The following is a 10,796-nucleotide window of genomic DNA, read 5'->3' on the forward strand; positions in this document are numbered from 1 at the left end:
AGAGTTACCCCTGGGTGATGGCAGCCAGCAGGGTGTCTGCCACCCGGGCGCAGCCGTGGCCGTCCACCGCTGACCAGCCCTGGGTGGCGAGGGTGGTACGGGCCTCGGGGGTGGTGAGGAGGTGGCGCAGGGTTTCGACGGCGGGGGTGCCGAGGTCGGGGAGGTGGCCGAGGCCCGCGGCGAGACCCCGGGCGGTCGTACGGTCGTAGCCCTGGATCTGGTTGTCGACCACCCAGACCAGGGCGGCGGCCCGGCCGAGGCAGAGGAGTTCCCACGTCGAGGTGCCGCTGGCGCTGATCACCAGGTCGGCGTCGGCAAGGAGTTCGGGCAGGCCGTCGGTGGGCGCGATGATCTCGAGGTGCTGGCCGGGCCCGGGGTGCAGGGCGTGCAGCTCGGTGCTGAGGTCGTCGGTGGCGGCGACCACCGTGGCGGTGAAAGCTGCGCCCGTGCCGATCAGCAGGCTGGTCACGATCGGGGCCGCGCGGAATGCGTCCGTCCCGCCGAAGAACGCGACCACGCGGGGTACGGCCGCCGGGGTGGCAGCGGCCGGCGGGACCGGCGGGCGCAGGTCGCGGATGGCCCGCCTGAGCAGGGCGTAGTCGAGGCCGACGAGACTCACCGCGTCGCCCTCGAGGGGAACCGCGTCGAGGTTCTGGTCGACGTAGATGTCGGCTTGCTGGCCGCGGGCCGAGCCGTCGACGATGGCCAGGACCGGGCGGCCCGACGCGCGCAGGGCCGCCGTGTGGGACGGCGGCAGCGTGTACGAGTCGACCACCACCGCGTCCAGGCGCAGGCGGTCGGCGGCGGCGATCAGGGCGACCGGGTCGTAGGGGGCCGGATGCCAGGGCAGGCCACGGCCGGTGAGCTGGGATTCCGCCCAGGTGACGCCGCCGAGGTCGCTGAGGAAGCGCACGTCGGCGCCGCGGGCGGTCAGCTCCTCGGCGAGGGCGACGCAGCGGACGAGGTGGCCGACGCCGGTGCTGGGCCCGGCGTCGCAGCGGATGCCGACGGTGACGCTCACGCCTGTGCGAGCTCCTTCTGCCGTACGTGGGCGTTGAGGGCGGCGAGTTCGGGGCGGTCGGCGAGCCAGCTCGCGAGCGTACGCATGGGCACCGGCCGGTCACCGAAGTGTGCCACGACGGTCTCGATCAGCCGCCAGTCGTCCTCGGTGTCGAGCGTCAGGCGCAGGGCGGAGAGGTCGGGTTGCAGGGTCAGGCCGAGCACGGCGTAGTCGTCGGGGTGCGAGTACACGTACGACGTCACGTGTGTCCGGTGGTGGTCGGTGGCCAGCTTGTCGATCTCCCGGAGCACGTCGGCGCGGACGATCTCGACATCCAGACCGCGGGGCAGCGTACGGGCGATCGACGTGCTCAGGTAGTCGAGTCCCGGGGTGGCGGCGAAGACGTTCGTGGCCAGCATGATCAGCTCCGGGTCGAGCAGCGGGCAGTCCGCGGTGAAGCGCAGGACCGCGTCCGGCTCGTCGTCGCGTTCGTCGAGCACGCCGAGGAACCGGGTGAGCACGTCGTCGACCGGCCCGCGGTGCACGGCCACGCCGAGCGTCGCGCATTCGGCGGCGACCGCGTCGTCGCGGTCCTCGATGGTGGTCGCCACGACGATGTCGTCGAGGACGCCGCTGTCCCGGGCGGCGCGGACGACCCGGTCGAGCACGGTCCGGTCGCCGAGGCGCCGCAGCACCTTGCCGGGCAGCCGGCTGGAGCCCATCCGGGCCTGGACGATGCCGAGGGTTCTCATGGGGTTTTCCTTAGTCTGCGGCGGGCGGCGCGGGCGGCCCGCATCCCGATGCGGCCGAGGCGGTATCCGACCCCGCCGCTGAACATGTCGATCTGGAGCCGGGCCTTGCGCAGTTCGGCGTCGCGCCGCACCAGTTCGGCCTCGGCGTAACGGGTCCGTTCCGCCGCGTCGGCGAGTTGTTCCTCGAGCCGGCGCACCCGTTCCTCGTGCTCCCGCACCGAGTCCGGCGCGACGGAAGGGGTGAAATCGCCCGAGAAGGAAGCACCTGCCGCGGCGAGCAACACAGCCGCCAGCGAGGGGACATCGCCGGCATGCGGCCACGGATGGTCGTAACCCCCGGCGAGCAGAGTCTCCGCGAAGCGATGGATCGGGGAGTCATCGACCAAAGACTGATCAAGAACGGTGAACACGTCACCGTCGACGATCACGTTGTCGGCGGCGAACTCCGGAGCGGCGGCGACCCAGGAGGTCAGCAGGCGCCGGAGCGCGGGCAGGTCGTGCCGCAGCGCCGCCCCGATCAGCAGCTCCTCCAGCAGCCGGCCCTCGGGAAGCGGCGGCATGGGCCCGCCACCTCGCACCGCCGCCGGCAGCGTCACCGGGACGCCCGGCCCGCGGAACGCCAGCACCAGCCACGCCGGTGCCAGCTCCGGTCCGAGGCCGGCCCGGATCGCGGTCGCGGCGAGCCGGCGCGGGTCACTGAGCACCGGCCGGGCCGCGTAGGCCGCACCGGTCGCGGCGGAAGCGGCCGCCGCGAGCGCCCCCGCCGGGCCGTACCGCAGCCGGGGCTCGTCGATGACCAGCGTGGGCGCCGCCGGCAGCGGCCACGCGGTGGCCAGCCAGCCGGGGGTGAGCCCCTCGGTGATGAGGTGTTCCCGCAGCCGGGCCGGGGTGCCCGGCTTGCTGTCGTCGTATTCGCCGAGCGGGCGCCAGTCGGCGTCGGTGTGCGCGGCGGTCGGCGTGATCCGGTCGACGAGCCGGTGCACACCCAGCTCGTTCTCGACCGCCAGCAGCAGCGATCCGCCGGGCCGGAGGCTGCGGTGCAGCACGCGCACGCTCTCGGCCCAGTCGTACTGCGGGCCCTCGACCGAGCACAGCCGGCCGACCCCGTCCAGCGCGACGATCGTGTCGTACTCGCCGGTGAGCTTGGCCAGCGTTCCACAGAGGACGTCGAACCCGGCCGCTTCGAGAGAGACCGCGTCCGGCTCGCCGCGGACCAGGCAGGTGACGTCCGCGTACGCCCGCAGTGCCGCCAGCAACGTCAGATCATGGGGCCCGGCGACCAGCACCCGGCCACCCACCGGCACCAGGGACTCGAGCAGGTATCCGTACGTGGGGCCACCGGCGGGCCCGGTGTCGGTCCACCCGGCCATCTCGCCTCCGAGGTGTCTCATGCCGCCCACCCCAGGGTCGCCCGCAGCTCGGCGGGCGTCGCCACCACGTCGGCGCCGAGTTCCGCCAGGGCCGATGCGGTCGCCGCGGCCGGGTCCGGGAACTTGCCGTGCAGTTCGGGCCACTGGCGGCGGATCCGCTCGGCGATCGTGCGCACCTCGCCACCCAGCTGCATCGGGTCGCCGTACACGGCCGGCTCGCAGCCGGTGACCGCGCCGTACAGGACCGCGCTGCTCAGCCGGTTGGACGCGACCCGGCGATGCCTGCGCAGCTCACCGAGCTGGTTGTGGAGGAACTTGGTGTCGGTGTCGCGCCACTTCAGGCCGCGGTAGCCGTGGCAGATGACCCGTCCGGCCTTCTCGTAGCGCCGCCGGGTGCGGTCGTCCTTGTACTCGTGCCAGTACAGGCAGAACGTGACCGGCCCGTCCTCGGTCTCGAGGATCTCGTCGATCAGCCGCTGGTGGTCCCCGGCGATGTGCTGACCCTCCCAGCCGTGGAACGGGTACCAGATGGTGCCCTCCCGTGGCGCGTCCTCGATCGGCCCGTGGAGCGCGAGCAGATAGAGGTAGGGCGCACCGACCGTGGTCGCGTAGCGGCGGCCCATCGACCGGGCCCGTCGGCGGGTCTGCTCGGACCAGACGAAGATCGGCCGGCCCGAGACGTACGGCGTCCCGGCACCCAGCCCGTCCACCACGTTCCAGCCGTGCTGCAGGTAGCCGTCGATCCGCGGGGGATCGTCGGGGTCGAGCCCGCAGTACTCGGCCAGCACGTGCGCGTGGCCGTAGAAGTGGTTGGCGTGGTGCACGGTCGTCAGCTCTCCAGCACGGTGCGCAGGGTGTCGACGACGCGGTCCTGGTCCGCGTCGCTGAGGTCGTAGAAGAGCGGCAGGGACAGCTCCTCGGCGTAGAAGGCCTCGGCGTTGGGGCACATGCCACGCCGGTACCCGAGGTCCGCGTAGACCGGGTGCCAGTACACGGGGATGTAGTTGACCTGCACCCCGATACCGGCCGCCCGCATCCGTTCGAAAACCTCACGACGACGACCACCCAGCACCCGTACGGGATAGAGGTGCCGCATCGGGTCGACGTGCTCGCGGGTGACCGGCAGCCGGAGCCCGTCCACATCGGCCAGCAGTTCGTCGTAGCGTGCGGACAGTGCGGTCCGGCGTGCCTTGAAAGCGGGCAGCCGGCGCAGCTGGGAACTGCCCATGGCGGCCAGCACGTCGGGCAGGCGGTAGTTGAGGCCGAACTCGTGCACTTCCTGGTGCCACGGCCCCTCGTCCGGGAAGCGCATGACCGCGCGGTCCCGGACCAGCCCGACCGTCCGGAACGTCCGGGCCCGCTGGAGCAGATCCGGGCTGGTGGACGCGACCGCCCCACCCTCGCCGGTGGTCAGGTTCTTGGTCGGGAAGAACGAGAACGTGGTGAGGTCGGCGAGCGTGCCGACGGGACGACCCCGGTACGTCGACCCGATCGCGTGCGCCGCGTCCGCGATCAGCACCGCGTCCGCGCTGTCCGCGACCTTGCGCAGCTGGTCGTACTCGGCCGGGTGGCCGGCGTAGTCGACCGCCGCGACGGCCCGGGTGCGCCCGGTGACCGCGGCCTCGGCGGCGTACGGGTCCAGGTTGGCGGTGTCCTCCTCGACGTCGGCGAACACCACCGTGGCGCCGAGCATCGACGCCGTGCCCGCGGTCGCGTAGAACGTCATCGGCGTGGTGATGACCTCGTCGCCGCGCCCGATCCCGGCCGCGGCGTACGCGGTGTGCAGCGCCGCCGTGCCGTTGCTGACCGAGACGCACGGCGCGCCGGCGATCCGGCCCAGGTCGTTCTCGAACAGGTCGACCTTCGGCCCGGTGGTCAGCCAGTCGCTGCGCAGCGCCGCGGTGACCGCCTCGATGTCGGCGTCGGTGACGTTCTGCCGCCCGTAGGGCAGCATCAGTTCTCCTTGATGAGGTCGCGCATCTCGTCGACCTCCAGCCAGAGGTCGTTGTTGTCGGAGCGGTAGTTGAAGCCGTCCGGCACCGGCTCGCCACCCTGCGGGGTCTGGTATCCCCAGCTCGCGACGACCGGCTGGACCACGTAACGGTCGGGGAAGCGCAGCGTGCGGCGGCTGTCGTCGGCGGCGATCATCTCCTCGTGCAGCTTCTCGCCCGGCCGCATGCCCATCTCGTGGGTGGGCGCGTCCGGCGCGACGGCCTCGACGAGGTCGAGGATGCGCATGCTCGGGATGCGCGGCACGAACAGCTCGCCGCCCTGCATGACGTCGAACGAGTCGACGACGAACTGCACGGCCTGGTCGAGGGTGATCCAGAAGCGGGTCATCCGCTTGTCGGTGACCGGCAGGCTCTTGCCCTCGGCGTTGAGCTTGCGGAAGAACGGCACGACCGAGCCGCGGCTGCCCATGACGTTGCCGTAGCGCACGACCGAGAAACGGGTCGGGTGCGTCGCGGCGTAGTGGTTGCCGGCGATGAACAGCTTGTCGGCGACCAGCTTCGTGGCGCCGTACAGGTTGATCGGGCTGGACGCCTTGTCGGTGGAGAGCGCGACGACGCGCTGCACGCCGGCGTTGATCGCGGCGTCGACGACGTTCTGCGAGCCGTTGATGTTGGTCGCGATGAACTCCGACGGGTTGTACTCGGCGGTGTCGACCTGCTTGAGGGCGGCCGCGTGCACGACGTGGTCGACGCCGTGCATGGCCCGGTCGAGCCGGTCCTTGTCGCGGATGTCGCCGAGGAAGAAGCGCAGCCGGGGGTCGTCGCCGAACATCTGGCGGACCTCGTACTGCTTCAGCTCGTCGCGGCTGAAGACCACGATGCGCTGCGGGTCGAGATTCTCCAGCGCGTGACGCAGGAAGGCCTTCCCGAACGAACCGGTGGCACCGGTGACCAGGATGGACGAACCGCTCAACACACTCATCAATTGCTCCCGGGGGGTGGGCACTCGCATTGTCTATCGATCTCAGGGGGCGAAGCATAACCGCGTGATCTGGCATTTCCAGAGGTCGCGGAAGATGCCTGACGCAATTCACGCGCAGTTCAGCTTCGATTGGTCGTGATGTTGCGGATGCTGATGCAAGGTTGTCTCCCGCGCCTACCCGCCTTGGAGATGTACCGTGATTGAGCTGCAGAGACTGCGTGAGACGTTCCGGACCGCGCTGGACCTCCCGGGCGACGCCCCGGTGGATGATCTGCATTACCAGGACAATGACAAGTGGGATTCACTGGCCCACATGTCGTTGGTCGCGGCCATCGAAGATGAATTCTCGGTAATGATTGACACCGACGACGTCATCAACATGTCCTCATTTGCGGAGGCCGAGCGAATTCTCGGTAAATACGGGGTGGACTTCGATGCCTGATCGGGTTGCGCTGATCACCGGCGCATCCCGGGGGATCGGGTACGCGGTCGCGGGCCGGCTCGCCGAGCAGGGTCACGACCTCGTCGTGCACGGCAACCGCGCGGACGCCATCGCCGGCGTCGCGGAGGAGCTCGCGGGCAAGCACGGAGTCACCGTCGTGCCCACCCACGGTGACATCGCGGATCCGGACACCAGCAAGGCGATGATGCGCCTCGCGTTCGAGAGGTTCCGGCGGATCGACGCGCTCGTGGTCAACGCGGGCACGCACGCCGCCGGGATGCTCGGGATGACCGACGACGCCACCGTCCGGCGGCTGTTCGAGGTCAACGCGATCGGTGCGGCGTACACGCTGCAGGGCGCGGTCCGGCTGCTCGGCCGAGGCCGTACCCCCGCGGTCGTGCTGGTCTCCTCGGTGACCGCCGGCGCGGGCGTCGCCGGACAGGCGATCTACGCCGCGTCGAAGGCCGCGGTCAGCGGTCTGACCCGGTCCGCGGCCAAGGAACTCGGCCCGCGCGGCATCCGGGTCAACGCCGTCGCACCCGGCTTCATCACCACCGACATGCTCGACACGCTCGACACCGACGGCCGCGCCAAGCGCGTCGCGGAGACCGCACTGGGCCGCCTCGGCGAGCCCGACGAGGTCGCCGACGTGGTGGCCTTCCTGCTCTCGGAACAGGCCCGCTTCGTCACCGGCCAGGTGCTCGGGGTCGACGGAGGAATCTCGCTGTGAACCTGTTCCCGCCCGGTGCCCGGGTGCTCGACGCCGAGACGGGTGCGGCCCTGCGCCACGACCAGGTCGAGGCCGCGGCGGCCGGGTTCGCCCAGCTGCCCCCGGGGGTGGTCTTCGCGCTCACGCCGGCCACGATCCCGGCGGTGGCGCGCTATCTCGGCGCGCTGGCCGCCCACCGGCCGATCGCGCTGCTGGACCCGGAACTCGACCGCGACGCGCTGCTCGCGCTCGTCGAGCGGTTCGGCCCGGTGCAGGTCACCGGCGTGACTGCCGCGCCGCCGGAGGGATACCACGCCGAGGACGACACCTGGGTGCGCGAGAGCCCGGCCGTCGAGCCGCACCCGGATCTCGCCCTGCTGCTCACCACCAGCGGCTCGACCGGCAACCCCAAGCTGGTGCGCCTGTCGCGCACCGCGGTCGCGGCCAACGCGGAAGCGATCGCGGACAGCCTCGGGATCACCCATGTCGACGTCACGCCCACGACACTGCCGCTCTTCTACACGTACGGCCTGTCGGTGCTGAACAGCCACCTGCTGCGCGGGGCGACCGTGGTCCTGGAGCGCGGTGGCCTCCTCCAGCGCGACTTCTGGGCCACGGTCCGGACCCACGGCGTCACCACGCTCGCCGCCGTGCCGTACCAGTACGAGATGCTGCGCCGGCTGCGTTTCGACCCGGCCGCGCACCCGTCGCTGCGCACGCTCACCCAGGCCGGCGGCCGGTTGCGCGCCGAGCTGGTGACCGACTTCGCCGGGCGGATGGCGGCCGTCGGCGGCCGGCTCTTCGTCATGTACGGCCAGACCGAGGCCACCGCGCGGATGGCGGTCCTCCCGCCGGACCGGATCAACGACAAACCCGGCTCCGCCGGACGGGCGGTCCCCGGTGGGTCCTTCTCCATCGACGGCGACGAGGTCGTCTTCACCGGACCCAACGTCATGATGGGGTACGCGGAGAGCGCCGCCGATCTCGCCGAGCCCGATGAGCTGGGTGGCATCCTGCGCACCGGCGATCTCGGCCGGCTCGACGACGAGGGTTTCCTGTTCATCACCGGCCGCCTCAAGCGGATCGGCAAGGTGTTCGGGGTCCGGGTGAACCTCGACGACGTCGAACGCGAGCTGTCCCGGCACGGTTCGGTGGCCGCGGTCGCCGGCGATGACAAGCTGCACGTCTTCCTCGAGGGCGCCGACGCCGAGAAGGCCCGGCTGATCCGCGGCGAGCTGGCGGCGTTCCTGGGCACCCACTTCTCCGGCCTCGACGTCCGTGCCGTCGAGGCGCTGCCCCTGCTCCCGACCGGCAAGGTCGACTACCGGTCCCTGGAGACCCTCCGATGAGCGTGTTCACGCTGCACCAGGCCGAGCGGGAGAGCCTCCTGCACAAGGAGCTCACCGAGCTCACGGCCCACCACCGGGCACACAGCGCCGAGTACGACCGGATCCTCACCGCGTCCGGCTTCACCTCGGCCGCCACCGTCGCCGAGCTGCCCTGGCTGCCCGTGCGCCTGTTCAAGACGCTGCAGCTCAAGAGCATCCCGGACGACGAGGTGTTCAAGGTGCTGACCTCCAGCGGGACCACCGGCGACGTCAGCCGGATCTACCTCGACAAGGCCGCCGCCGCGACGCAGACCCGCCAGCTCGGCGCCACCCTGCAGACCGTGCTCGGCCCGCGCCGGCTGCCGATGATCCTGGTCGACTCCCGGGGCATGCTGAAGGACCGCCGCTCGTTCAGCGCCCGGGGCGCCGGGGTGCTCGGCATGGCCACGTTCGGCCGTGACCACGCGTGGGCGCTGGATCCCGAGGGCAACCCGGATCTCGAGGCGCTGCGCTCGTTCCTGGCCAAGCACGGCGGCGAGCCGTTCCTCATCTTCGGCTTCACCTACCTGGTCTGGCTGCACCTGTACCAGGTCGCGCTCGAGCACGGGCTGGACCTCAGCAACGGCATCCTCATCCACTCCGGCGGCTGGAAGAAGCTCGTCGACCAGGCCGTGTCGCCCGAGGAATTCCGGCGCCGGCTGGGGGACGACACCGGCCTGACCCGGATGCACAACTTCTACGGCATGGTCGAGCAGATCGGCACGATCTTCCTGGAGGGGCCGTCCGGCGGCTCGCTCTACAGCCCGGACTTCGCCGACGTGATCATCCGCGATCCGCTGACCTGGGCGGAGCAGCCGGTCGGCGAACCGGGGCTGATCGAGGTGGTGAGCACGCTGCCCACGTCCTACCCCGGGCATGTGCTCCTGACCGAGGATCTGGGCGTTCTTGACGGCATCGACGACGGCGACTGGCCCGGCAAACGCTTCTCGGTGCTCGGCCGCCTGCCGCGCGCGGAAGCCCGCGGCTGCAGCGACACCTACCGGGAGCAGGCATGATCTTTCGTTTTGGCGAGCCGGGTGAGCTGACCGCGCCCTCGGCGGACCGGCTGACCGTCGGCGACCCGCGGGTGGTGGACTTCCTCGCCCGCTTCGCCCGCAAGCTGCTGGCCCCGGCGATCGCCCGGCGGCACCCGGAGCTCGGCTCGCTCGGCTACTTCCTGCGCCCGGCCGAGCTGAACCGGGCCGCCGCCCGGATGCGCCGTGACGACAACACCTACGTCTTCCCGCGCGGCAACGTCTTCCACGTGCCACCGGCCAACGTGGACACCATCTTCGTGTACTCCTGGGCGCTGTCCGCGCTCGCCGGCAACCACAACGTCGTACGCATCTCGTCACGCTCGGCCGGGGCCGCCGAGACCGTGCTGGAGACGCTGAACGCGACGCTCGACGGCGCCGACCCGGTGATCGGGCGGACCCAGCGGATGGTCACCTACGGTCGAGACGACACCCTGACCGCGGCGCTCAGCGCGTGGTCCGACCTGCGCGTCATCTGGGGCGGGGACAGCGCGGTCGAGGCGATCCGCAAACACCCGCTGCGCCCCTCGGCCCGCGATCTGACCTTCCCGGACCGTACGTCCTGGGCGGCGCTGTCCGTGCCCGGCTGGCAGGGCGCCGACCCGGCCGCCCGGCGCGCCGCGGTGCTCGGTTTCTCCAACGACGCGTACTGGTTCGACCAGGCCGCCTGCTCCTCGCCCCGCACGGTCTTCCTCGTCGGTGGCACCCCGGACGACGCCGCCGGGGCGAAGGAAGAGTTCCTCGTGTTGCTCGCCGAGATCGTCGAGCAGCGCGGCTGGGTCATCGACGCGGCGATGGCGGTGGAGAAGCGGGTCAACGCCTACGAGCTCGCGGCGACCGGCGCGGTGTCCGCGATGGCGTTCCCGGACAACAGCATCACCTCGCTCACCCTGACCGGGCCGGGCACGGCACCGCGGCGCTGGATCGGCGCCGGGGCGTTCCCGTTCGCGCACGTCGCCACGCTCACCGAGCTGGTGCCGGCGATGAACCGCCAGGACCAGACGTTCAGCCACTTCGGATTCGCCCCGGCCGACCTGCGCGTCTTCGCCGACGAGCTGGGCGGTCGCGGCGTCGACCGGATCGTCCCGTTCGGGTCCGCACTCACGTTCAGTGCCATCTGGGACGGCTACGACCTGCCGCGTGAGTTCACGCGGCTCACCACGCTCGAGACATAGGGGAACCGCAGCC

The 10,796-nt window shown here is 71.4% G+C and carries 11 protein-coding genes; 5 read left to right on the forward strand and 6 right to left on the reverse strand.

Going from position 1 to position 10,796, the window contains the following annotated elements:
* Nucleotides 1-4: 4 nt before the first annotated feature.
* From ACIA6A_RS23015 to pseB, 6 genes are read right to left on the reverse strand one after another with little or no spacing between them, the layout of a single operon-like run.
* Entirely contained in the window at nucleotides 5-1,021 is a 1,017-nt protein-coding gene (locus ACIA6A_RS23015; RefSeq protein ID WP_396099857.1) for a PseG/SpsG family protein, read from the reverse strand.
* Nucleotides 1,018-1,752 (reverse strand): cytidylyltransferase domain-containing protein, encoded by a 735-nt coding sequence (locus tag ACIA6A_RS23020; protein ID WP_396099858.1) that lies wholly within the window; start codon nucleotides 1,750-1,752, stop codon nucleotides 1,018-1,020. The genes ACIA6A_RS23015 and ACIA6A_RS23020 overlap by 4 nt, the downstream gene beginning before the upstream one ends.
* A complete protein-coding gene (locus tag ACIA6A_RS23025; RefSeq protein ID WP_396099859.1) occupies nucleotides 1,749-3,143 on the reverse strand; it encodes a hypothetical protein in 1,395 nt (464 codons plus the stop codon). Before ACIA6A_RS23025 ends, ACIA6A_RS23020 begins: the two co-directional genes overlap by 4 nt.
* On the reverse strand, nucleotides 3,140-3,946 hold the full coding sequence (locus ACIA6A_RS23030; RefSeq protein WP_396099860.1) for a hypothetical protein: 807 nt from the start codon (nucleotides 3,944-3,946) through the stop codon (nucleotides 3,140-3,142). Before ACIA6A_RS23030 ends, ACIA6A_RS23025 begins: the two co-directional genes overlap by 4 nt.
* A gap of 5 nt (nucleotides 3,947-3,951) precedes the next feature.
* Entirely contained in the window at nucleotides 3,952-5,076 is a 1,125-nt protein-coding gene (locus ACIA6A_RS23035) for a DegT/DnrJ/EryC1/StrS family aminotransferase (protein ID WP_396099861.1), read from the reverse strand.
* Complete coding sequence (gene pseB / locus ACIA6A_RS23040; RefSeq protein WP_396099969.1) at nucleotides 5,076-6,050, reverse strand: UDP-N-acetylglucosamine 4,6-dehydratase (inverting); 975 nt, start codon at nucleotides 6,048-6,050, stop codon at nucleotides 5,076-5,078. Before pseB ends, ACIA6A_RS23035 begins: the two co-directional genes overlap by 1 nt.
* Nucleotides 6,051-6,255: 205 nt before the next feature.
* On the opposite strand from pseB, the gene ACIA6A_RS23045 reads away from it, so the two are divergent.
* Genes ACIA6A_RS23045 through ACIA6A_RS23065 form a run of 5 tightly spaced genes read left to right on the forward strand, consistent with a single transcriptional unit; the run spans nucleotide 6,256 to nucleotide 10,783 of the window.
* Nucleotides 6,256-6,498, forward strand: coding sequence for an acyl carrier protein (locus ACIA6A_RS23045; RefSeq protein ID WP_396099970.1), 243 nt, complete (start codon nucleotides 6,256-6,258; stop codon nucleotides 6,496-6,498).
* Nucleotides 6,491-7,228, forward strand: a complete 738-nt coding sequence (locus ACIA6A_RS23050; protein WP_396099862.1) for an SDR family NAD(P)-dependent oxidoreductase — start codon at nucleotides 6,491-6,493, stop codon at nucleotides 7,226-7,228. The genes ACIA6A_RS23045 and ACIA6A_RS23050 overlap by 8 nt, the downstream gene beginning before the upstream one ends.
* Nucleotides 7,225-8,556, forward strand: a complete 1,332-nt coding sequence (locus ACIA6A_RS23055; RefSeq protein WP_396099863.1) for an AMP-binding protein — start codon at nucleotides 7,225-7,227, stop codon at nucleotides 8,554-8,556. The genes ACIA6A_RS23050 and ACIA6A_RS23055 overlap by 4 nt, the downstream gene beginning before the upstream one ends.
* Nucleotides 8,553-9,590 carry an acyl-protein synthetase gene (locus tag ACIA6A_RS23060; RefSeq protein ID WP_396099864.1) on the forward strand — a complete coding sequence of 346 codons (1,038 nt, stop codon included), beginning with the start codon at nucleotides 8,553-8,555 and terminating at the stop codon, nucleotides 9,588-9,590. The genes ACIA6A_RS23055 and ACIA6A_RS23060 overlap by 4 nt, the downstream gene beginning before the upstream one ends.
* A complete protein-coding gene (locus ACIA6A_RS23065) occupies nucleotides 9,587-10,783 on the forward strand; it encodes an acyl-CoA reductase (protein ID WP_396099865.1) in 1,197 nt (398 codons plus the stop codon). The genes ACIA6A_RS23060 and ACIA6A_RS23065 overlap by 4 nt, the downstream gene beginning before the upstream one ends.
* The last annotated feature ends 13 nt before the right edge of the window (nucleotides 10,784-10,796 follow it).

It is taken from the genome of Actinoplanes sp. NPDC051494 (genome assembly GCF_044454705.1).
In the GTDB taxonomy this organism is placed as follows: Bacteria; Actinomycetota; Actinomycetes; order Mycobacteriales; family Micromonosporaceae; genus Actinoplanes.